The organism is Rhodococcus ruber, assembly GCF_027270735.1.
Lineage (GTDB): Bacteria > Actinomycetota > Actinomycetes > Mycobacteriales > Mycobacteriaceae > Rhodococcoides > Rhodococcoides rubrum_A.
This window is the reverse complement of record NZ_JAPWIJ010000002.1, coordinates 542,927-564,216: the sequence shown is the minus strand read 5'-3', so window position 1 is coordinate 564,216 and position 21,290 is coordinate 542,927. Positions and strand designations below refer to the sequence as shown.

General features: G+C 64.2%; 23 protein-coding genes. 14 read left to right on the top strand and 9 right to left on the bottom strand.

The genetic code is table 11. The features are described 5' to 3' along the window. Positions 1-6: 6 nt before the first annotated feature. The 4 genes from O4220_RS06395 to O4220_RS06380 form a co-directional block, all read right to left on the bottom strand. Positions 7-642 carry a VOC family protein gene (locus O4220_RS06395; protein WP_269602843.1) on the bottom strand — a complete coding sequence of 212 codons (636 nt, stop codon included), beginning with the start codon at positions 640-642 and terminating at the stop codon, positions 7-9. A 132-nt stretch (positions 643-774) separates the two neighbouring features. Next, a complete protein-coding gene (locus tag O4220_RS06390) occupies positions 775-1,491 on the bottom strand; it encodes a TetR family transcriptional regulator (RefSeq protein ID WP_269602842.1) in 717 nt (238 codons plus the stop codon). A 12-nt stretch (positions 1,492-1,503) separates the two neighbouring features. Then, positions 1,504-2,289 (bottom strand): SDR family NAD(P)-dependent oxidoreductase, encoded by a 786-nt coding sequence (locus O4220_RS06385; protein ID WP_269602841.1) that lies wholly within the window; start codon positions 2,287-2,289, stop codon positions 1,504-1,506. Further along, entirely contained in the window at positions 2,286-3,266 is a 981-nt protein-coding gene (locus tag O4220_RS06380) for an SDR family oxidoreductase (RefSeq protein WP_269602840.1), read from the bottom strand. Before O4220_RS06380 ends, O4220_RS06385 begins: the two co-directional genes overlap by 4 nt. 121 nt (positions 3,267-3,387) lie before the next feature. Here O4220_RS06380 and O4220_RS06375 point away from each other — a divergent pair, with 121 nt between their 5' ends. From O4220_RS06375 to O4220_RS06365, 3 genes are all read left to right on the top strand, one after another. Next, positions 3,388-4,017, top strand: coding sequence for a TetR/AcrR family transcriptional regulator (locus O4220_RS06375; RefSeq protein WP_269602839.1), 630 nt, complete (start codon positions 3,388-3,390; stop codon positions 4,015-4,017). Positions 4,018-4,255: 238 nt separating this feature from the next. Beyond that, a complete protein-coding gene (locus tag O4220_RS06370; protein WP_269602838.1) occupies positions 4,256-6,619 on the top strand; it encodes a transketolase-like TK C-terminal-containing protein in 2,364 nt (787 codons plus the stop codon). Positions 6,620-7,172: 553 nt separating this feature from the next. Beyond that, a complete protein-coding gene (locus O4220_RS06365) occupies positions 7,173-8,015 on the top strand; it encodes a GAF and ANTAR domain-containing protein (RefSeq protein ID WP_269602837.1) in 843 nt (280 codons plus the stop codon). 34 nt (positions 8,016-8,049) lie between these two features. Here the strand turns inward: O4220_RS06365 and O4220_RS06360 are convergent, their stop codons facing one another. After that, a complete protein-coding gene (locus tag O4220_RS06360) occupies positions 8,050-8,715 on the bottom strand; it encodes a TetR/AcrR family transcriptional regulator (protein ID WP_269602836.1) in 666 nt (221 codons plus the stop codon). A gap of 162 nt (positions 8,716-8,877) precedes the next feature. Here O4220_RS06360 and O4220_RS06355 point away from each other — a divergent pair, with 162 nt between their 5' ends. The 11 genes from O4220_RS06355 (at position 8,878) to O4220_RS06305 (ending at position 17,468) form a co-directional block, all read left to right on the top strand. After that, positions 8,878-10,080, top strand: a complete 1,203-nt coding sequence (locus O4220_RS06355; RefSeq protein ID WP_269602835.1) for a cytochrome P450 — start codon at positions 8,878-8,880, stop codon at positions 10,078-10,080. Continuing rightward, complete coding sequence (locus tag O4220_RS06350) at positions 10,077-10,274, top strand: ferredoxin (protein WP_269602834.1); 198 nt, start codon at positions 10,077-10,079, stop codon at positions 10,272-10,274. Before O4220_RS06355 ends, O4220_RS06350 begins: the two co-directional genes overlap by 4 nt. After that, complete coding sequence (locus O4220_RS06345) at positions 10,271-11,413, top strand: NAD(P)/FAD-dependent oxidoreductase (RefSeq protein WP_269602833.1); 1,143 nt, start codon at positions 10,271-10,273, stop codon at positions 11,411-11,413. The genes O4220_RS06350 and O4220_RS06345 overlap by 4 nt, the downstream gene beginning before the upstream one ends. A gap of 11 nt (positions 11,414-11,424) precedes the next feature. Further along, the gene (locus tag O4220_RS06340; RefSeq protein WP_269602832.1) at positions 11,425-11,817 is read left to right on the top strand and encodes a hypothetical protein; all 393 of its coding nucleotides are present in this window, start codon (positions 11,425-11,427) and stop codon (positions 11,815-11,817) included. A 6-nt stretch (positions 11,818-11,823) separates the two neighbouring features. Then, entirely contained in the window at positions 11,824-12,582 is a 759-nt protein-coding gene (locus O4220_RS06335) for a 1-acyl-sn-glycerol-3-phosphate acyltransferase (protein ID WP_269602831.1), read from the top strand. A gap of 147 nt (positions 12,583-12,729) precedes the next feature. After that, positions 12,730-12,873, top strand: coding sequence for a hypothetical protein (locus tag O4220_RS06330; RefSeq protein WP_269602830.1), 144 nt, complete (start codon positions 12,730-12,732; stop codon positions 12,871-12,873). A gap of 27 nt (positions 12,874-12,900) precedes the next feature. Further along, on the top strand, positions 12,901-13,452 hold the full coding sequence (locus O4220_RS06325) for a TetR/AcrR family transcriptional regulator (RefSeq protein ID WP_269602829.1): 552 nt from the start codon (positions 12,901-12,903) through the stop codon (positions 13,450-13,452). Between the two features lie 100 nt (positions 13,453-13,552). Then, positions 13,553-15,142, top strand: coding sequence for a GMC oxidoreductase (locus O4220_RS06320; RefSeq protein ID WP_269602828.1), 1,590 nt, complete (start codon positions 13,553-13,555; stop codon positions 15,140-15,142). 22 nt (positions 15,143-15,164) lie between these two features. Then, positions 15,165-16,457, top strand: a complete 1,293-nt coding sequence (locus O4220_RS06315) for a lipase family protein (protein WP_269602827.1) — start codon at positions 15,165-15,167, stop codon at positions 16,455-16,457. A 62-nt stretch (positions 16,458-16,519) separates the two neighbouring features. Continuing rightward, entirely contained in the window at positions 16,520-16,726 is a 207-nt protein-coding gene (locus O4220_RS06310) for a hypothetical protein (RefSeq protein ID WP_269602826.1), read from the top strand. Further along, positions 16,713-17,468 (top strand): EAL domain-containing protein, encoded by a 756-nt coding sequence (locus tag O4220_RS06305; RefSeq protein WP_269602825.1) that lies wholly within the window; start codon positions 16,713-16,715, stop codon positions 17,466-17,468. Before O4220_RS06310 ends, O4220_RS06305 begins: the two co-directional genes overlap by 14 nt. A gap of 8 nt (positions 17,469-17,476) precedes the next feature. On the opposite strand, the gene O4220_RS06300 is transcribed toward O4220_RS06305, so the two are convergent. The 4 genes from O4220_RS06300 to O4220_RS06285 are packed head-to-tail and all read right to left on the bottom strand — an operon-like array spanning position 17,477 to position 21,196. Beyond that, positions 17,477-18,088: a methyltransferase gene (locus O4220_RS06300; RefSeq protein WP_269602824.1), complete on the bottom strand. Its 612-nt coding sequence runs from the start codon at positions 18,086-18,088 to the stop codon at positions 17,477-17,479. 22 nt (positions 18,089-18,110) lie between these two features. After that, positions 18,111-19,103: a Bug family tripartite tricarboxylate transporter substrate binding protein gene (locus O4220_RS06295; protein WP_269602823.1), complete on the bottom strand. Its 993-nt coding sequence runs from the start codon at positions 19,101-19,103 to the stop codon at positions 18,111-18,113. After that, positions 19,100-20,623: a tripartite tricarboxylate transporter permease gene (locus O4220_RS06290; protein WP_269602822.1), complete on the bottom strand. Its 1,524-nt coding sequence runs from the start codon at positions 20,621-20,623 to the stop codon at positions 19,100-19,102. The genes O4220_RS06295 and O4220_RS06290 overlap by 4 nt, the downstream gene beginning before the upstream one ends. Before the next feature lie 3 nt (positions 20,624-20,626). Beyond that, complete coding sequence (locus O4220_RS06285) at positions 20,627-21,196, bottom strand: tripartite tricarboxylate transporter TctB family protein (RefSeq protein ID WP_269602821.1); 570 nt, start codon at positions 21,194-21,196, stop codon at positions 20,627-20,629. Between the last annotated feature and the right edge of the window lie 94 nt (positions 21,197-21,290).

Sequence of the window (21,290 nt, the reverse complement as noted above, 5' to 3'; positions counted from 1 at the left end):
TCCCCCCTACATAGTCTTCGGTGTGATGGTCTTCTTGTTGGCGACCACCGGCCGGCCGGGCCTGGTTCCTGCTTCGCGCTGGCGCAGTTCCTCGTGGGTCGCTCCGTTGCGGAGCCGGCTGAGGAGGTAGTCGGGGTCGATGTTGACGCCGATGGGATTGCGCGCGAATTCCTCGGTGAAGAAGAAGGCCGCGGTGTTCTCCGCGTCGAAGTTCTCCACCTGGAACTCGAGCCGAACACCGTCGGGGTCCTCGTAGTAGAGCGAGATCGTGGGTCCGTGGTTGATGGACCACACCGGAAGGATGCCCAGGCGCTTGAGTCGGACGTAGTTCTCCAGCAGTCGTTCGAGCGAGACGAAGGTCAACGCGATGTGGTCGATGCCGTAGGCCTTGCGCCGCAGCTTGGCGAAGGGGAACAGGAACTTCACCGGCTTGGGCACGGCGATGATCGCGAGTCGGTGCGACTCGTCGTCCCAGGTCAAGAACGTGATCTCGTCGTCCTGGTAGGCGATCTCGGCACCGAACACCGTGCCGTACCAGCGCACCATCTCGTCGGTGCGAGCGGACTTCACGACCCAGTGCGCGATGTAGTCGGGCGCGATCCGTGGCGTCGTGACCGTTGGTGCATCTTCCGTTGCGCTCATGAATCGACCTTTCGTCGTGATCGCGGATTGTGGTCCAGATTAGGGACTGTTTGACTGTCAGTCAATAATTTGACTGATAGTCAGTAAATTGTGGACGCCGAATGGTGACCGACGTCGGGTGGCCTGTTCAGGTCAGGCGGGTGGGATCAGGAGGTGAACATGCCCGACGAGCATCAGCGCGGTCTGGGTGTCGGCTCCGTCGAACACTGCGGTGTGGATGCCGCGCATGGCGCCGGTGAGTAGCCGAGCTGCGGCGGACAGGTCGGTGGCGTCGTCGATCTGTCCTGCTTCGGCAGCGGAGCGAAGCAATTCGGTGATGGCGGCAACGAAGCTGTCGTGCCAGTGCTCGGCCGTACCTTCTGATTTCGGGACTCCGAGATTGCGGAACAGCACGTGCGTGCGCGGTGTGTCGTAGATGCTCTCCGCGGCGATTCGGAGAAATGTCTGCAGTTGCTGCAGTGGGGTTTCCGGCCAGGTGGCGTCCGTCGATCGCTCGTGGATGTGTTCGATCAACACGGTGGCGGCGTCGTCCACCGCGGCCTGGAAGAGTTCACGCTTGGTCGGGAAATGGTGGAACGCTGTTCGTGGTGCGAGACCGCATCGGGCAGCGACACTTTCAATCGTGATGTCCGCGTAGTCGGCGTGTCTGAGCAACTCTTGCGTGGCCTCGACGAGTCGCGCCGGTGCGGGTCCTGGTTCGTCTGTGGTCGACGAACCCGCCCAGCGATACAGAGTGGTGGTGTGGATACCCAGTGATTCCGCGACGGCCGTTGGGCTTTCCGAGCCGCCGAACGCCCGCGCCACCGCTTCGCGGCGATCGGCGAGTGTGAATCGAGAGACCCTGGCCATGATCGTGACAGTCTAGTGCAGCATTCGTGCGATGGCCGGTAGTAGAACTCGAGCGGGGACGATACCCGCCACCGCCGCTTGAAGTGAATTGCGGCGTCCCGAAATAACTTGTGGCCGCGACCGTTTGGCGTCGAGTGCCGTCATGGCAGTCACGACGACATCGGCCGGTGTCTGGTAGGTACCCGCGGCTGTGGCCGCGTCGCCGATGACGTCGAAGAATTCGGTATGGGTGGGGCCCGGGTTGAGTGCGAACACTCTGACTCCGTGTGGGGCTGATTCGTACCACAGCGACTGGCTGAAGCTCAGCACGAATGCCTTGGCGGCCGCGTACACCGCGAGGGTCGGAACAGGCTGGAACGCCGTCGTGCTCGCGACATTGACGATGGTGCCGGCTCTGCGGGCGATCATGTCGGGGAGGAACGCCGAACAGATGTCCACCACGGCTCTGATGTCGACGGCGACGAGACGCTCGAAGTCGTCGGCGTCGCCGTCGGCGAACGGTCCTTGGACGGCAAATCCTGCGTTGTTGACGACGAGGTCGATGGGTTCGGGGACCATCTCACGGAGCTTCCGGCCGCTCGCTTCCTGGGACAGGTCCCAGGGCACTGTTCTGCAGCGCACGCCGTGGGTCGATGCGACCTCGTCGGCCAGGTCCGTCAGGCGGTCCTCCCGTCGTGCGACGAGCACCAGATCGGATCCGCGAGCGGCCAGCACACGGGCGAATTCGGCACCGATTCCGGAACTGGCACCGGTGATCAGTGAGCGCCCAGGCCGGTACCGGAAAGTGTTGCGACTCATCGGTGCCAGCGCCCGCACTCGGCGGCGGAGCGGCGCGCGAACTCCTCGTACGAGGTGGGTGCGTGTCCGAGTAAACCAGGCAGGGTGGTCAGGTCTCCTGCCGGTAGGCCGTGCCCGTCGTAGTGGGTCATCATCGTGCGATACGCCTGACGTGCATCGGCCGGCCAGTTCTTCATGTCGCGAGGGTTCGATGCGGCCCGTGCACCGCGAACGAGGTGCCCGATCGAGTTCAGTTTCGTCGATCGCACTGCATGTACGACTACCGAGGCGAGCGCGGGCAGCACGTTCAGTGAGTTCGTCAGGGACGACGGTGGGATCCGAATGGCGGTCACCGGATGGCCCAACACGCGTGACCAGATCTGTGCCATCTCGTGGCGGGTGAGTTCGACCGTCGACAGGTCGTAGGTGTGACCGGTGTGCGGTGAAGGGTCGATCAGCACGTTCGCTGCGGCCTCGGCGACGTCGGCGAGATCGACTACACCCATGACGCTGTCCGGCGAGACCGGGTACGGCATGACTCCCGCCTGCAGAAATTCCCACACTTCGAGGTAGTTCTGCATGTAATGCGACGGCCTGAGCACGGTGGTGGGGATTCCGCTGTCGCGTAACAGCCCCTCGGCGATGTCCTTCTGATGATGGTGCGTCAGCTCATGCAGGTTCGGATGGATGACGGAATGGAAGACGATGTGCTGCAGTCCCTTTGCGGGTGCCGATGCAATCAGATGCTCGATGATCGGTCTTTCGTCTATGACCTGGGTCGGTGCCGCGTGATAGAGCACGTCGGCCCCGGCCAGGGCGGTATCGAGCGTCGTGGGCGAACGTAGATCGCCCACCACGACCTCGGTTGCTCCGTCGCGGCGAGTGGTCGTGGCCTGGCTCTCGTTCTTCACGACCGCGCGAATGGGCACACTCCGATCGGCGAGTTGCCGAACGAGCAGTCGACCGACTCCGCCGGCAGCGCTGGTGACTGTGATCATCGGACCTCCTTGGTGAGTGAGCACGGTGAAACCCGGCTTGTTTGCGAATATTGCATATTGACTGCATATAACGCAAGAGGGTGACGCGAGAGGGTTGCTCGATCTGCATTAGTCTCGGGCCGTGCCTTCGAACGAAGTCGACGATGCCGAGCAGTCACGGCGCGCTCGCCCACGTCGTGATCGCCGCCAGGCGCTGATCGACGCCGCGATCGAGTTGATTTCCGAAGGTGCCAGTGCAGATATCAGTGCGGCGGCGATCTCGCGCAGAGCCGGTGTGGCACACGGGTTGCTCTTCTACTACTTCACCGACAAACAGGGCCTGGTGGACGCAGCTCTGGCCGATGTTCTGGGCAGGTTGTCCGATGCCCAGGGCCCGCAGCCCGAGGAGCAGACGGTCCGGACGCGGCTGGAGGGTTTCGTCCGACGACACATCGAATTTCTGAGGGATCACCGTGCGCTCTACCTGCGGGTGGTGCGCGAGGAGGAATTCGGGGAGGCCGGTGTCGAGAGTGCACTCCGACAGGCTCGCGCCGAGGGGGAGCGGCAGGTTGCAGCCCTGGCCGAACTCCAGGATCCGTTGCCGCCGCTGGTCGTCGCTGCGATTTCCGGGTGGACCGGATTTCTCGACCGAACAGCCGACACCTTCTTCGACAACTCGGACATCGACCTCGACGAGTTGGTTGCATTGATCGTCGACGCGTTCGAGGCGGTCACTGATTCTGCGACTCGACGAAGCACCCCACCGCGGTGATCAGGACGACCAGAAACCGAGGCCGCTGCACTGCGAAACTGCGCAGAATGCTCAAAGCGATCGACTCCTATTGCGCAGGCCGTGAGCCTCTGGTCGACTGACGCCGGTTGCATCACCGACGCGACTGATTCGGCGCTTCGTAATCCGAACGCTTGCCTCAGGGAAGGACGGGACCCCATCCGGTCCCGTCTCTCCCGTTCGATGCAATCTTTCGTCGCCTATTTCAGGAGTGTCCGCCATGACCAGCCTCAGTCCGTCCACCGGCAACTCGACCGACGGAGATTCGGGCACCGGTGGGCGCGAGACGCTGCACGACATTTCCGAGCGCGTGCTGTGGTTGTCGACATCGATGATCCACCACGCCAACCGAATCCGACCCAATCCGACGGGGCTCAAAGTCGGTGGGCACCAGGCTTCGTGCGCGTCGATGGTCACCATCATGACCTCGCTGTGGTTCGAGCAGCTCCGCGCAGGCGATCGAGTGTCGGTCAAGCCGCACGCCTCGCCGGTGCTGCACGCCATCAACTACCTTCTCGGTGAGTTGGACGAGAAGTATCTGACGACGCTGCGTTCGTACGGCGGTCTGCAGTCCTACCCGTCGCGCGCCAAGGATCCCGATACCGTCGACTACTCGACCGGGTCGGTGGGTATCGGTGCGACGGCCCCTATTTGGGGTGCAATGTCGCGTCGTTTCGTCGACTCGGCCTTCGGCGACGCGTCCAGCGCGACGCGTCCGTTTCAGGGACGGCAGTACTCCCTCGTCGGAGACGCCGAGCTCGACGAGGGGGCCGTCTGGGAGGCCGTCATCGATCCCGGCATCGGTGAGCTGGGCGAGATCGTCTGGATCGTCGACCTCAACCGTCAGTCGCTCGACCGAGTGGTGCCGAACATCGCCGCGCGTCGCCTCGAGAAGATGTTCGACGCCGCAGGGTGGCAGGTCATCACCGTCAGATTCGGGCGGTTGCTCGAGAACCTCTTCGCCCGCACCGGAGGGGACGCTCTGCGTCGACGCATCCTCGATATGCCCAATCCCGAGTATCAGCGGTTGTTGCGTTGCTCGGCGTCCGAGTTGCGTGATCGACTGCCCGGCAACGGTTCCGATTCCGCGGCGATCGCCGAGCTCATCGGCGACCTGGACGACGTGATGCTCACCGAGTCGATTCGCAACCTCGGTGGCCACGATCTCGACGCACTGCGCGAGGCCTACTCGCAGATCGACGACACCCGTCCCACGGTCATCATCGCCTACACGGTCAAAGGCTTCGGACTCCCCACTCAGGGGCATCCCCAGAACCATTCCTCGCTGTTGACGGTCGAGGAATATGCGTCTCTCGCAGACAGTCTCGGCACGAACGCCGGCTCGCCCTGGGGTCGCTTCGACGACGCCGGTGCGGCCGGGCGTTTGTGCACCGAGGTGGCGGAACGTCTGCGCCGCGAGCCGGTCTCCATCAGTCGCCCGCCCGCAGTTCCCACCGACATCGGCCGTACTCCGAAGGGCACGGCAACGACGCAGGCCGCGCTCGGCCGTACCCTGATCGATCTGACCCGCGATGCCCCTGATGCGGCACGTCGCGTCGTCACGGTCAGCCCCGATGTCAGCTCGACTACCAACCTCGGTGGTTGGGTGAACAAGGTCGGTGTCTGGTCCTCGGCCGAACGCCACGATTGGTTCGGCGACGACGCCGAGACGATCATGCATTGGCGCGAGGGACCCACCGGTCAACACATGGAACTCGGTATCGCAGAGACCAATCTGGTCGGTCTGATGGGCGAACTGGGCGCGACGTGGAGCCGGTGGGGTGAGCCGTTGTTCCCGATCGGGGTGATGTACGACCCGTTCGTCGAACGCGCCCTCGAGCCGTGGTCGTACGGCATCTATGCCGGCGGGCAATCCATCCTCGTCGGCACACCATCCGGGGTGACGCTGGCCGCGGAAGGTGGTGCACACCAATCGATCAAGACTCCATCGATCGGTCTGGAGCAGCCGGGGTGCATCTCGTACGAACCCGCCTTCGCTATCGACGTCGAATGGACATTGCTCGCCAGTATCGGCAAGCTGGGCCGCCCCGACGGCACCTCGGCGTACCTGCGCCTGTCGACCCGACCGGTCGATCAGACGTTGGCCGATGTGCCCAGCGATCCGGCGGCCCGCGAACGCAGGCGCAAGCAGGTGGTGGCCGGTGGCTACCCTCTCGTTCGACGCGACGGTGCCACCGTCACGATCGCGGCGATGGGTGCTCTCATGCCCGAAGCCCTCGATGCTGCAGCACGTTTGGACCAGATAGGAATTCTGGCGGACGTACTGTGCATCACGAGCCCGGGCCAGCTCTATCGGGCCGTCCAGGCGCGGCAGGGGCATGGTGACGCGGAATCGTGGATTCTCGATCAGCTGCTGCCGGCCGATCGGGCGACGCCGATGGTGACCGTGCTCGACGGCCATCCGCACACCCTGACGTTCCTGGCCACTGTGAACCGCGTGGCGTCGACGTCGTTGGGCGTCAGCAACTTCGGTCAGGTGGGATCTCTGGACGAGGTGTACAAGCATCATCACATCGACACCGATTCGATCGTCGGCGCTGCCTTGGATGTCACCGGTCAGTAGCGCACTCGAATGCCGAGGCTCACCTCGCAGCAGCCGTCGGAGTGGGTGGGTCCGGGGGCAATCCCAGTCCTTCCCATCCGCAGATCGCGCAGCTGGCGTAGATGCGGTGGGTGGTCGGTTCAGTGCGATGGGATTGCCACACGTTCTCGCCGAGAGTGACGGCAGCGCACAGAGGACACACTCCACGCCAATCAGGGTTCACACTGTAGGTGAGCACTGGTACTCGTTCCTGGAGGTCGACCGTCGTATGTCCTCGGTCCGAAGGGATAGCCGAGGTTCGAGCCGCTGCCCGGGTGATCGCTGGACCAACCGAGAACGACGGTGCACAAAGCGGGAACAGCCGCATCAATACGAGCCACAGTAGACTGCCTCGGACTGTATCGGTAGGGGCGTCGCGGGTGCTTCGCCGACCGAGGCTCGATCTGTGACGCGGTGAGTGCCTGTGGTTTGACACCGGGCGTACGGTGGGGGCATTCGGTGAAGGTCATCACCGGAGTCAGGCCTCGTGCACGTCGACAGGTGTAATGACTGCACCACCTGGGACTCGATCCATGTGACCGACCTGACATCCGATGGCCCTCGGTGTGCTGCGGACACCGAAGCTGCTGCCGCAGCGGCTTTTGACGTCGAGATTTCGGCTGCACTGCCCGCGCGAGCCGGTAGGTCCGATGCTGCAGGCTATTTCGCCGAGGAGAACTTCGAGGCGCTCGACATCTTTCGTGGAATGGTGCTGTCGCACAAACGCTTCGAGACGCTGCTGCAGGGCTTGTGTGAACAGGTTGTCGCTGCTGTTCCCGGAGCGGACATGGCGGGTGTGACGTTACTGCATCATGATTCGGAGAATCCGGCGACCGCAGCGTGTTCGGATGCCCGGGTGGTGGACATCGATTCCGATCAGTACCGGGCGGATGAGGGCCCCTGTCTCGAGGCTGCGCGAAACGATCGCATTGTCTGTGTTCGAGTCGACGAAGCCACCGCCCGTTGGCCGACGTTCGCGGCCGCAGTGGCCAACATCGGTGTCCGAAGCTACCTGTCGGCACCCTTGGCGGTTGATTCGGCGCATGCCGGCTCACTGAACCTCTACGGCTTCGACGCGCACGGCTTCAACGACATCGACGAGGTAGTGGTCAAGATGTTCGTCACGTCGTTCGAGGCTGCGGTGTGGCATGCGCGGCACGCGGTGGAGGCGCAACGGGAAGTCGCGGGTTTGCGCGAGGCGATGAAGACGCGAGGGACTATCGAACAGGCGAAGGGCATCCTGGCGGTCGTGCGTGGTATTTCACCAGAGGCGGCTTTTCTTGCATTGTCCGAGCAGTCACAGCGTGAGAACACGCGACTGGCCGTCCTCGCTGCGAGGGTCGTGGAGTCTGTTGTCGGAGGACTGAACCGACCATGAAGATTTCAGTCGCCAGGATGGAACACGACCGACGTCAGTGATCCGTGCTACCCGGGTCGACCACTGTGTGTACGTCGACGCGGTAGGACACCGGAAGTGCTCGGCTACAGAGTGTTTCGGCTTCGTCGGCGGAGATTCCGAGTGCGCGGAGGACCCGCCGCGTCGTGTCGTCCACGGTGGCCGTCTCGTCCCGCTCGGGTTGGGCGAGCAGTAGGCGTCCCAGTGACAGCAGAGAGCCGGCCACGATTGCGAGTGCCACATCTGCGTCGTCCACATCGAATCGGCCTTCGGCTGCCGCTGACTCGATGTCGCGGCGTGATCGCGGTGCCAGGCCCCCCGCCGCCGCGAAGGCCGCCGCCTCGGAGTTCAGCAGGACGCGACTGAGTTGCGGCTCGAGGCGGAACAAGCGACCGGACAACCGAAACGATTGGGTGAACTTCTCGACCGGGTCGTCCAGACCGACGGTGAGCGAGTCGAGGTAGTCGCCGGCAGATTCCAGGGCCGAGTCGATGGCCGCCTGCCACAGCTCTTCTTTGGTCTCGAAGTAGTTGTAGAAGGAACCATTGCTGACGTCGGCGGCCTGCGTGATCTCGAGAACGGGTGCGTTGGTGTTACCGCTCGCCAGGAACCCCTGCGCGGCCTTGACGAGGGCAGCTCTTGTGCGCGCCTTTCGGCGCTCGACACGGTTGCCTTCGGCCACGGTCTGCTCCTGCTCGATGGATTCGTGAGGTCAGCCTATCGCGAACCAATGATGACGAATTCGTCAAAAAGCTTGACTGTGGGCTGTGTCATGGGTGACGATATCGTCAGTGTCCTGCTCAAGCAGGTTTCATCGACTCTCCCGGCGGCACCGAAGGACCCCATGACAACGAACACGACGATCCCGCAGTACCGCACCGACATCTACTCCACCGATGCGATCCTGGACCCGTACCCGCACTACGCGAAGCTGCGGGTGCTCGGCCCGGTGGTGTGGTTACCACGGCAGCAAGTGTTCGCCATCTCGCGCTATGCCGAGTGCAAGGCAGTACTGCTCGACGACGACACCTTCATCTCGGGCGACGGTGTTGCGCTCAATCCCGTTGCCAATCGGCTGGGCCGCGGGACGACGCTCAACAGTGACGGCGACGAGCACGCAACCAAGCGTTCGGTGCTGGCTCATCGGCTCACTCCGAAAGCCGTGCGAAAGATGAAGGTCGCTGTGGAGGAGAAGGCGGAAGGGATCGTCGACGCGGCCCTGCGCAAACGGTCGGTCGACGGTGTCGACGATCTCGCGACGGCACTACCGATGTCGATCGTCCCCGACCTCGTCGGGTGGCCGGAGGACGGCCGCGAGGAACTGCTTCGTTGGGCGGGAGCAACATTCGACTCCCTCGGTCCCGTCAATTGGCACTCGATCACGGCCGCGAAGGGTGCCACGGAGATGCTCGCATTCTCCCGACGGGTGGTACGAGAACGATCGGTCATTCCGGGGAGCATGGGCGACGACGTCCTCAGAGCCGCCGACGAGAACAAGATCGAGAAGTCCGCGTGCCCTGCGCTCATGGTCGACTACCTCGGGCCCTCTCTCGACACCACCATCGGAGCGATCTCCGGTGCCCTCGATCTGTTCGCGCGACACCCCGATCAATGGCAGGCGATTCGGCAGAATCCGGACCTGATCCCCAATGCCGTCAACGAAGTCGTTCGTTACGAGTCGCCGATCAGGGCGTTCTCGCGTCGAGCCGTGCGTGATGTGGAGCTCGACGGATCGCGGGTCCCGAAGGGCGCTCGCGTCTTGGTGGTCTACGCGTCGGCGAATCGTGATGAGCGTGAATGGGATCGTCCCGACGACTTCGACATCACGCGCGATGCTGCGCGCCAGCTCGGCTTCGGTTCCGGCGTACACGGATGTGCCGGGCAGGGTCTCGCGCGCCTGGAAGCGCAGACCATGCTGCGAGTACTTGCGCGACGAGTCGACCGAATCGTTGCCACGGGAGCGCCGAAACGGGCCGTCAACAACGTCATTCACCGATACGAGAAGTTGCCACTGGAATTGGTGGCGGCAGAAGGGACAGAGCAATGAGAGTCGACGTCGACTGGGATCGGTGCGAAGGCCACGGCATCTGCGCCGAACAGGCACCGAAGGTATTCAGCCTCGATGACGAGGGCGAACTGCACTATGCGTTCGACAACAACGACATTCCCGACGAGCTGGCGGCCTCGGCTCGGTCTGCGATCGGTGTGTGTCCGGTCGCGGCACTGCGAGAACAGGCGTGAGCTCTACGGGCCGAAGGGTCGTCATCGTCGGAGACTCGATAGCCGGGTGCACGGCCGCCCGTGAACTACGCGCCCGCGGACACGACGGCCCGCTCACCATGATCGGTGCCGACGCGGACGGTTGCTACGCACGGCCGCCGTTGTCGAAGCACGTTCTCAAAGGTGAAGCAGCTGAGGCGGAAACGTGGGATCTGTCTGATCTGAACATCACCACGATTGCCGATCGTGCGGTGTCGGTGGACACCACGCTACGAACGGTCACCACGGCCGCCGGAATCGACGTTCCCTACGACGCTCTGATCGTGGCCACCGGAGCGGCCGCCCGCCGCTTGGCCGGTCCGGATCAGGCTGGCGAGACAGTGCTGCGGACCTTCGCGGACGTCCGGGCCCTGCGCCCGACATTGGCAGAGGCCTCGACCGCGATCGTGGTGGGTGCAGGGTTTCTCGGCATGGAGGTCGCCAGTGCCTGCTCTGCACGCGGTATTGCGGTGACCGTCGTCGATATTGATCCTCCGCTGCAGCGGCTGCTGGGTTCCTTCCTGTCCGACGCGATAATGGCGCGAGCCGAGGCCGCCTCGGTGGAGTTCATTCAGGCGGACGCCCCAGTCGCGTTGGTCGGTAATCCCGTCGCGGGTATCGAATTCGCAGACCGAACGCTGACTGCCGATGTCGTCGTCACCTGCGCAGGGGATGTGCCGCAGACTGATTGGTTGGACGGCGCCGGTATCGCGGATCGGATCGGGGTCGGGATCGACTACCGTTGTGCTACTGCGGTTCCGGGTATCTTTGCTGCCGGGGATGTCGCGTACGCGCGTGCTGCATCCCGGCGAGCACCTTTCTGGTCCAATGCCGTCGCGCAGGGCAAAGTTGCCGCGGCCTCCGCGCTCGGTCTCGAACCCACGTGCGCCCCCGCCGACGACTACTTCTGGACCGAGATTCTGGGACTGTCCATCAAAGTCGTCGGTCCACTCCCACTGCAGGGAGAGCCAACCGTCCTCGAAGGTTCGGTCGACGACGGATCGGCGCTGCTGCAGTGGAACCACGAGGACGGCCGCACAACCATCGTCGCCTACGGCATCAAGAGGGCCGTCGGCCTGCTCCGCCGGCTTGCCCGCGACTCCGCTGTTCCCACTACGTAAGGAATCGATTCATGGCTCTCGGTGCTTCTTTCGGTCTGGTTCGACGTCTCCCCGAGGCGGTCGGACTCGCCCGCGCGGCGATCGGTATTGCCCACATGGTTGCGCCCACTCGCGCAAACGAACTCCTCGCCGGACCCGACGCGGCGGTGGCGACCACGCGAGCTGCGGCCCGCACGTTCGGAATTCGTGAGATCTACATCGGTGGCGGACTCTACGCCGCAACTCGATATGCCCCGAAGGCAGTGCGCACACTGCTGCGCGCGGGCGTGGCTGTGGACGTCTGGGATACCGCGGCGTTCGCGCTCACCGCCCACCTGCCGCAACGAACGAGAACAGCCGGCTGTGCAATCGCCGGAGGCTTCGTGGTCGCCGGTGCGCTGGCAGATCTGCAACTGGACCGGTAGCCGACGATGGACAACATTGCGCGTGCCCTGCGAGCCGCGAGCATCAGTGCCGTGCGCTTCTACAACAGACTGGAAGTGACGGTCGCGCAGCCGGTTCCGGATACTCCGGTGTTGTTCGTTGCCAACCATGGGTTCGGTGGAGTCATCGATCTCAACGTGTTCGCATTCGCGGCCGCGTACGACGAACTCGGTGTCGACCGAGAACTGATCACGCTGACGCACCAGATCGCGTGGACGCTGCACGCGGAGAAATTGATCGAGCCGTTCGGTGCCAGGCCTGCCGGTCGTCAGACGGCCCTGGATGCTTTCGCGGACGGCAACAACGTCCTGGTGTTTCCTGGTGGCGACGTCGATGCGCTCAAGACATGGAAACACCGGAACGAGATCCTCTTCGACGGGCGCACCGGGTACTCCCGGTTGGCGATGGAGGCGGGGGTGCCGATTGTCCCCGTGGTCACGGCCGGTGCCGGGGAGTCGCTACTCGTACTGGGGAGCGGTAAGCGCCTGGCGAAGGCGCTGAGGTTGGACAAGGCGCTGAGGCTCAGGACGCTGCCACTGTCGGTGTCCATTCCGTGGGGCGTCAATCTCGGCATGGTCGGCCTGCTTCCGTACCTGCCGCTGCCCACCAAGCTCCTGACGTCGGTGCTCGCACCCATGCGGCCCGACGCCGACGAGACGGCGGAGGAGTTCGCGGGGCGGGTTCATTCGGTGATGCAGTCCGAGCTCGACGAACTGACGAAGGACCGACGGCCCGTCATCGGATGACGCTGTGCGGGCCAGTGCTCGATGGAGAATGTGCGACGAACGAGGGGAAGGCCGTAAGGTTGAGTCTGCGCCATCGACTCGGCGCCAACCATGGTTCAGCGAAGCCGAACCGACCTGCAGTAATCAAGGTCGAGAAGGTCGAGTCTCATGACCGACACACCTATCCACGACGCACTGCAGAAATTTCTCGAACTCGACACCGGCGGCGGGGATCGGCACGCCGAGGCCAAAGCGAAGGCATCGCCTGCGAAGGTGCCGGTGCGCGCGCCTTCACGGCACCGGCGGGCCTGACGTCCCCGCGAGAGTCATAATCGGACCATGCGGTCGAAACGCAAGATCCTGGACGCGACGCTCGGGCTGATCGCCGAGTCCGGCTTCGAGGACGTCACCATAGCGGCGGTGGCGCGTGCTTCGGGCGTCACCCGTCAGACGGTGTACTCGATTTTCACCACGCGTGAGGACATGATCTCCGAGGCGATGGTGGGTCTGGTCGTCGATGTGTTGGGTGCCATCAGGGAGAAGGCCGATCAGGCCGAGACGCCGACGGAGTTCGTCGTCGAGACCGTTGTGGCTGCACGCGATCTCATTCGCCGAGAACCGGTGCTCAACTCGTTGTTGCGTTCGGGCAATGCGAATCCGCTGTTCGAACCGGACATGATGGATCGCGCGCAGCCGGTGGTACGTCAGTTCCTCGATGGCTACATCGAACGCAATCCCGAATTCGATCCGACGAAGTTCGACGGGGTCGAGGCCATGTTCACGCGCAACGCACTGTCGGTCATTCTGTTCGACGACCCGACGATTCACAGCGACGACGGTCTACGGGCATACCTCCGTCGCTGGTTGGTGCCGCTTCTACCCCTGGACTGACCCAGCAAAACTTGACACTGAGATCCACTTCTGTCTAGTTTTGCATCGCACGTGCACGTGACACAGGTCTCGGGGGCGCTGCAGCACCTTTGGGGGGTATGTGTCGAACTTGAATCGCCGGTCGTTTCTCGGTGCAAGCGCTGTTGCTGGCTTGGCCGCACTGTCGGGCACCGGGGTGGCGCGAGCGGCCTCTGGGCGACGCTCCCCGATCCCGCTGACCCGCGAGGACCATCGCGTGGTGATCATCGGATCGGGGTTCGGGGGCGGCGTCGCCGCATTGCGCCTGGCCGAAGCGGGGGTGCCGGTCCTGGTACTCGAGCGCGGAAGACGTTGGAACACAGGGCCGAATGCGAACACGTTCCCCAACGCCACGTCACCGGACAAGCGCATGCTCTGGCACGGCTCCAGTCCCAACCTGTTCGGTACACCGGTTCCCTTCGATCCGTACGTCGGCCTGCTCGAGGCCGTCTCCGGAGACAACATGACGGCACTGTGCGCCGCAGGTGTGGGTGGCGGATCCCTGATCTATCAGGGGATGACGCTGCAGCCATCGCAGCCGGTGTTCGAGGAGCACTTTCCGGTCGGTCTCGACTGGCCGACTCTGAACCGCGTGCACTACCCACGCGTGGCGCGGATGTTGCAGCTCGAGCAGGCTCCCGACGAGTTGATCGATACGCCCAATTACCAAGCAGCCCGGGTGTTTGCGGCCAATGCGCGGCGAGCGGGCCTGCCGGTCTCGAAGATCCCGATGCCGATCGACTGGAACTTCGCTCTCGACGAGACTCGCGGAGTGATGAAGCCGTCGTACACCGACGGCTCCGGGGCCTTCGGAGTCAACAACGGCGGCAAGCATTCTGTCGACGTCACCTACATCGCAGCCGCCGAGGCGACGGGTCTCGCCACCGTCGCAACTCAACACGATGTCACCCACATCGAACGTGCCGCAGACGGGCGCTGGACCGTCCACGTCGATCGAATCGACTCCGATGGAACGGTTCTGGAGAACAAGATCCTCACCACCGGTGCACTGATCATGGCCGCCGGAAGCCTCAACACCACCAAGCTGCTCGTCCGCGCCGGTGCCACCGGGGCCATTCCCGGTCTGCCGGACGAGCTCGGGCAGGGCTGGGGTACCAATGCCGATCGCATCTACGTGTGGTCGAGCATCGAGCAACAGTTCGGCGCACCGCAAGGGGGCCCGGTGGTGTTCGGCAGCCTCAACTGGGACGACCCGAACACCGCACACACCGTCATCCAGGCATCGATACCACCGTTGTCGTTCGACGCTCACAGCACCATGTTGGTGGGGTACGGAGTCAGTCGTGGACGCGGTCACTTCGCCTACGACTCCGCGTCGGACCAGGCCCGGCTGCACTGGCCGGCTGACGGCGACAGCGTCATTCAGGACGGATCCATCGATCCGACGGTCCGTCGCATCGCCGGTTCGGGCAGCTTTCTCACCGATACCAATGCGTTGTTCCCGTCCACGTGGCACGCGTTGGGTGGGGCGAACATGGGCTCGGTGTGTGACCTCGACGGACGCGTCCACGGCCAGCGAGGTCTGTACGTCCTCGACGGGGCGCTCATGCCCGGCACCACCGCGGCGTGCAATCCATCCATGACCATCGCCGCACTGGCCGAACGTGCGTTGGACAACCTCGTTGCCGACGATATCGGCTCCGTTATCTGACCCCCTCCGCAGAAAGAAACCGATGCATCTGTACCGCACCATGATCGGCGTCGCCGTCACCGCCGTGCTCGCGTGCTCGGCGACCGTGCTCGGAGCCTCGGCCGCACACGCCGATTCCGTGGACGACTTCTACGTCCCTCCGGCCCATGTCGTCGACGAACCAGGCGCTGTGCTGCGAACGCAGCCGATGTCGCTGTTCGCTGCGCTACCCGGCGCTGACGGGGACTACCCCGTCCAGGCGCAGCGGGTGCTGTACACGTCACGGACGCAGGACGATACGCCGGTGGGAGTGTCGGGCACGTTCATCGAGACCGAGGTGCCGTGGCGTGGAGCCGGCCCTCGCCCCACCGTGGTCGTCGCACCGGGAACGGTGGGACAGGCCGATCAGTGCGCGCCCTCGCGCGCGTTCCCGACGTCGATCAACGCTGTGGCGCAACCACTGTCGATCTCGTTCAACCAAGAGCTGCTGTCGTCGACGCTGTGGGGTTCGATGGGTGCGAACGTCTTCGTCACCGACTACATCGGGTTGGGAACGCCTGGCGTGCACACCTACGTCAATCGAATCGAGCAGGCTCATGCGGTTCTCGACGGTGCCCGCGCCGCGAACGAGCTCACCGGTGACGCCGACGCGCCGGTCAGTATCTGGGGTTATTCACAGGGCGGTGGAGCGGCGGCCGCGGCGGCCGAACTCGCTGCGGAATACGCGCCGGGTCTGAACATCAAGGGCACCTGGGCCGGAGCGCCCACTGCGGATCTGCTCGAGGTACTGAAAACCGTCGACGGGACGCTCATCGGAGGGGTGATCGGCTACGCCCTCAACGGCTTCGTCGAGCGCGATCCGAGCTTGCTGCCACTCATCGACGAACGACTCACCGACCACGGCAAAGCGGTGCTGCACGATCTGTCGACACAGTGCATCGGCGATACGATCCTGAGGTACCCCTTCCTGCGCACCGATTCGTTGACCGTGGACGGTAAGTCGATGCTCGAGAATCTGCGCACCATTCCGCAGGCGGGGGCCATTCTGGAGGCTCAGCGGATCGGTCGCAGTACCCCGAACGCACCGGTGATGATCACCAGCGGACTCGACGACGACACGGTTCCCTACGGTCAGGCCCGGCAGTTGGCCCAGGATTGGTGTGGGCGAGGTGCATCGGTCGAGTTCCGAACGAATTCGTTGCCGCCGATCCTGCCGGGTGCTGTGTTGCCCAACCACTTCGGACCGCAGTTGATCGATGGCTACGGCGGCGAAGCTGCGTCGTTTCTGATGGACCGGTTCGCAGACGCTCCGATGGCACCATGCTCCGTCGACTGAGTGATCGCAGGCGCTGGCGGTTGGTGCGGAGGTTCGTACTCCGACACCGCTGCCCGGTGGCAATGACCGCCCCGCAACGCGCCGCAGACTACGTCGCGATAGCCGAGGCGTTCGGAGTCTTCTGGTCTGGTAACGATTCACGAAATCGCGCGCTGCTCAGTAGTTTCGATGATCCGGATCCTGATGCAGTCCTCGCCTCGATGCACCCGGTCGCGGCTCCCATCCGGCTTCACCGGGTGGTTCGGGTGTGGAACCGTGCCGTCTACTAGGGCCGCCTCGACTCCGCTGCGCTCGACGCTGCTGCGGGCGAGGCGGCGGGTGGAGGCTGTAGTCGCCGGCGGTGGTCCGGACATCGTTTTCCAGCCGATCGTCCGTGGACACGATGGTGCGATCGAGGGATACGAGGCGCTGTCGCGCTTTCCGGCCGGCGGCGGTGACACCGAAGCGTGGTTCGCCGATGCAGCGCAGTGCGGCCTCGGGCCTGCTCTGGACAGGTCGGCGGCTGTGAAGGCGCTGGCAGTATCGGCTCGTCTGCCGGGCGGTTGCTTCGTTGCGGTGAACCTCAGTGCTGCAACGTTACTGGTGGATTCTGCTTTGGTGGGTGTGCTGCTCGATCACGGCCGACGTCGGTCGCTGGTTGTCGAGATAACCGAGCACGCAGCCCTCGAGAACGAGGCCGCGGTGGTGGCTGTTCTGGCGGAACTGCGGCGCGGTGGGGTGGCCGTAGCGGTCGACGATGTGGGGTCCGGCTACGCCGGTATGCGGCATCTCGTTGTGCTCGAGCCGCAGATCATCAAACTCGACGCGTTCGTCGTTCATGCCATGAGGGACAACCGAGCGAAGTCGGCCTTGGCCGAACTTGTACTCGAGTTCGCGCGAAGAACCGACGCGAGGTGCGTGTTCGAGGGCATCGAGACCGATGACGACCTCGAGGCGGCCACTCTGATCGGGGCCGACCTGCTGCAGGGCTACCGAATCGGCCGCCCTGCAGCGGTGGATCTGCTTGTCTGAGGCTGTGTTCAGTGGCTGCGGGCGGAGAAGCTCTCCCGCTTCGAGGCCTCACGTGCCACCACTTCCTCGGCCGCGACGATGACGTCGTCCACATCGGCGCTCTTGACGACGACCACTCCGTCGGCATCGGCGACGATGATGTCACCGGGTGAGACGACGACTCCTCCGAGCGCCACCGGCTCGTTCAGCCGTCCCGGCCCGTTCTTGTACGGTCCTGCCGGTGTGACACTTCGGGCGAAGACCGGTAGGCCCAGCTCGGCCAATGCGTCGGCGTCGCGCACGGCACCGTCGATGACGAAGCCGGCAATACCCAGTGATTTGGCGCGGATCCCGATGAGATCGCCGATAAGCGCGCGGGTGTCGTCGCCCGAGCCGTTGACGACAATGACGTCACCGGGGCGGGCGTCGTCGAGAGCCTTGTGGATGTAGAGGTTGTCGCCTGATCGGGTCCACACGGTGTAAGCCCGGCCGGTGACTGCTGCCCCGGCCCAAATCGGACGGAGCCCGGCGATGATGCCGAAACGTTCCTGGGCATCGCCAACGTTGGCTGCGGGCACCCGGGAGAAGCGGGCGATCATGTCGTCGGATACGGCAGTGGCGGAATAGGTTTCGGTACTCATGAGATCAATGCCTTTCGGGAGACTATTGCTGGTCGGCGAGCAGTTCGGCGATGATCGGTTCGATCTCGGTTTCGCGCTGTTCCCACAGGGTCGCGACGTCGGCCCCGGAGACCCAATCGGGTTGTGTCGCTGCGCCGGTGAGCTTCTCGGCAACTGTCGGGTCTGCCAGCGCGGTCTCGAGGGCATTCTGCAGCGTGGTCATCGTCGCGTCCGGGGTGCCTGCGGGGGCGCTGATGGCGAAGTTGTTGGTCATGAACGGGGCGTCGTATCCCTCGCTCGCCAGCGTGGGCACGTCGGGGATGAGTTTGTTCTGCTCCTCGGTGAGTACCGAGAGGATGTTCACCTCACCCGAAGCGAACTGGCCGTAGAAGCTGGACACTCCGCCGAGGGCGAAGTCGGTTTCGCCGGAGACCAGTGCCGAAATCTTGTCGGCTCCACTGTTGTAGTGGACGATGTTGAAGTCGAGGCCCAGAGTGTCTTCGAGGGTGCGCAGGTTGACGTGGTCGTCGCCCGCGCGGGAGTCGGTGCCGACGGTGATGGTGCCGGGGTTGGCCTTCACCGCATCGAACAGTTCGCCGATGTTCTTGTAGGGGCTGGACTTGTTGACTCCGATGACGATGTCGTTGGATGCGAACGAGCCGATGGGCGAGAAGCTTTCACGATCGAAGCCGGCCTTCTTGCTCGGGTCCAGGTATCGCCCGAGGATCGACGGGATGTTGGTGAACCCGATGGTCTCGCCGTCCGGTTTCGCATTGGCCAGGTAGTTCAGGCCGACGACCTGGCTGCCGCCCTCCTTGTTGACGACCTTGACCGGCACGCCCAGTTCGGCTTCCATGGCCGGTGCCATGATGCGGGCCAGGATGTCGTTACCAGCACCGGCGGCGGACGGGACGACCCATTCGACGGTGGCACCGCTGCGTGGAAAAGGTGCGCCGGAATCGGTTGTGCTAGAGCTGCATCCGGCGATCAGCGCGGCGGCGGATATGGCCGCGACCAGGGTGGGCAGTGTTCTCATGAGACGGACTCCTTGATGAGCTGGGTTCGGGTGGCGCGACGGGAGAGGATGCGAGCCAGGACGGGGCGCAGCATTCCGAACAGAACGGCTGCGATGAAGACGAGTAGGAGAACCTTGTTGATGGGTCCTTCGACGAAGACTCCGTAGTCTCCGCGGGAGAGCGAGAGCGACCGCTGGAAGTTCTCCTCGAGCAGAGGCCCGAGGATCAGAGCGAGCACCAGGGGCGTGAGTGGAATCTTGGTGAGGTGGAACAGGTATCCGATGACGCCTGCGCCGAGCATGATGAAGATGTCGAAGACGCTGCCGTTGATGCTGTAGACGCCGAGGAACATGAAGGCCAGGATCATCGCCATCAGGTAGTGGAACGGGATCTTCAGTACCGCGATCCACAGGCGCACCAGCGGCACGTTGAGGATCAGCAGAATGATGTTGCCGACGAGGAAGCTGGCGATGATGGTCCAGGCGACCTCGGGGTTGTCGCGGAACAACAGTGGGCCGGGGATCAAGCCGTTGATGGTGAAGGCGCTGGCCATGATGGCGACCGTGGCGGAAGTGGGGATACCGAGAGTGAACAGAGGAATCATCGACGACAGCGCGAGTGCGTTGTTGGCCGATTCCGGTCCGGCGACACCCTCGACGGCACCCTTGCCGAATTGCCCGGGGCGCTTGGTGAGCTTCTTCTCCATCGCGTAGGACGCCAATGAGGTTGCAGCACCCGGAGATCCGGGGAGCAGACCCATGAAGAAGCCGATGACCGATCCGCGCATCGTCGGGCCCGCAGACCTGGTGATGTCCGTCTTGGTGGGCAGCAGCTTGCCGACGGCCAGCGGTCGGCGACCGGCACCACCCGCCGAGCGGGCTTGGATGAGGATTTCGGTGAGGCCGAAGCAACCCATCACGACGGCCACGAGTGCGACGCCGTCGAACAGCTCCGGCATGCCGAACGTGAATCGCTGGATGCCTTGGCCGGAGTCGATGCCCACCGACGCGATGGCGAGTCCGAGGCCGACGCTGATGAGCGCCTTGGCGGGGTTGTTGCCCGAGAAGCTGGTGATCAGGGCCATGCCGAGCAGCGCGACGAGAAACAGTTCGGGAGCACCGAATTCGAGTGCGAATCGGCTGAACGGGGCGACGACGACGAAGCCGACGACGCCGACCAGTCCGCCGACGAACGACGCGAGTGCAGCGACGACGAGAGCGGGTCCGCCGCGTCCGCTCTTGGCCATCTCGTAACCGTCGAGTGTGGTGGCGATGGACGATGCCTCACCCGGAATGCGTAGCAGCACAGCGGTGACGGTGCCGCCGAATGCGGCGCCGTACAGGATGGCGGCGAGCATGATCAGCGCTGTGGTGGCGTCGAGTCCGAACGTGATCGGGATCAGCAGCGACACCGCAGCGGCGGGGCCGAAGCCGGGCAACACACCGACGAGCATGCCCAGTACGCAGCCGAGGAGTGCGAACAGCAGATGCGTAGGAGTGAGGACGTTGACGAAGCCTGCCATCAGATCGGGAAATCCCATGACTCACAACCCCCAATCGGCGAGGAACGGAATGGAGGAAGCCGGCAAGGCCGTGCCGAGCCAGACGTCGAACACCAGTCGGGTGGCCAAGGTGGTGGCCACAGCGACGCCGACGGCGACCACCGGGGTGCGCTTGCCGACGAAGGTCAGCACGACGGCGAGCATCAATGCCATCGACAGGGTGTAGCCGAGTGTGGGGAGAACCAGTGCGGCTCCGGCGATCGAGGTAACGACCACTCCGATTCTGATCCAACCGGCGCGGTCGGGAAGTTCGGCCTCGTCGGAGTCCTCCTCGTTGTCACTGGAGAGGAACGCGACGGCTGCCGAGGTGGCGGGTTCGAGTTCCGGCTCGGGTGCGGAGGTGCGGTCTGCGCGAACGAGTTGGATCGCCCACATCGCCCCGCCTGCGATCATGCCGAGTCCGCCGACCAGGGGCAGGAAACCCGCACCGACGCCGGGGTCGGCGGAGATGCCGTAGCCGGTTGCCATGGTGACCGTCGCCAGGCCGACGACGAGGGTCGCGCCGAGCACGATCCATTCGATCGTGTGTTGTGTGCCGAGCAGTACCTTCACGGCCTGCCGCCTTTCTGACATATGTTCGGATGCGGCCTGAGAGGGTCGGCCGGATTGCTGTGCTGTGGATCACTTGCAATCTTGCACAGGTTTA

Bases quoted from the DNA above. Each gene is read 5' to 3' on its own strand.
- O4220_RS06330 (WP_269602830.1), top strand. From the start codon at position 12,730: ATGACCGACACACCTATCCACGACGCACTGCAGAAATTTCTCGAACTC.
- O4220_RS06390 (WP_269602842.1), bottom strand. From the start codon at position 1,491: ATGGCCAGGGTCTCTCGATTCACACTCGCCGATCGCCGCGAAGCGGTG.
- O4220_RS06335 (WP_269602831.1), top strand. From the start codon at position 11,824: ATGGACAACATTGCGCGTGCCCTGCGAGCCGCGAGCATCAGTGCCGTG.
- O4220_RS06385 (WP_269602841.1), bottom strand. From the start codon at position 2,289: ATGAGTCGCAACACTTTCCGGTACCGGCCTGGGCGCTCACTGATCACC.
- O4220_RS06300 (WP_269602824.1), bottom strand. From the start codon at position 18,088: ATGAGTACCGAAACCTATTCCGCCACTGCCGTATCCGACGACATGATC.
- O4220_RS06325 (WP_269602829.1), top strand. From the start codon at position 12,901: ATGCGGTCGAAACGCAAGATCCTGGACGCGACGCTCGGGCTGATCGCC.
- O4220_RS06340 (WP_269602832.1), top strand. From the start codon at position 11,425: ATGGCTCTCGGTGCTTCTTTCGGTCTGGTTCGACGTCTCCCCGAGGCG.
- O4220_RS06395 (WP_269602843.1), bottom strand. From the start codon at position 642: ATGAGCGCAACGGAAGATGCACCAACGGTCACGACGCCACGGATCGCG.
- O4220_RS06295 (WP_269602823.1), bottom strand. From the start codon at position 19,103: ATGAGAACACTGCCCACCCTGGTCGCGGCCATATCCGCCGCCGCGCTG.
- O4220_RS06315 (WP_269602827.1), top strand. From the start codon at position 15,165: ATGCATCTGTACCGCACCATGATCGGCGTCGCCGTCACCGCCGTGCTC.
- O4220_RS06370 (WP_269602838.1), top strand. From the start codon at position 4,256: ATGACCAGCCTCAGTCCGTCCACCGGCAACTCGACCGACGGAGATTCG.
- O4220_RS06380 (WP_269602840.1), bottom strand. From the start codon at position 3,266: ATGATCACAGTCACCAGCGCTGCCGGCGGAGTCGGTCGACTGCTCGTT.
- O4220_RS06310 (WP_269602826.1), top strand. From the start codon at position 16,520: ATGACCGCCCCGCAACGCGCCGCAGACTACGTCGCGATAGCCGAGGCG.
- O4220_RS06350 (WP_269602834.1), top strand. From the start codon at position 10,077: ATGAGAGTCGACGTCGACTGGGATCGGTGCGAAGGCCACGGCATCTGC.
- O4220_RS06290 (WP_269602822.1), bottom strand. From the start codon at position 20,623: ATGGGATTTCCCGATCTGATGGCAGGCTTCGTCAACGTCCTCACTCCT.
- O4220_RS06355 (WP_269602835.1), top strand. From the start codon at position 8,878: ATGACAACGAACACGACGATCCCGCAGTACCGCACCGACATCTACTCC.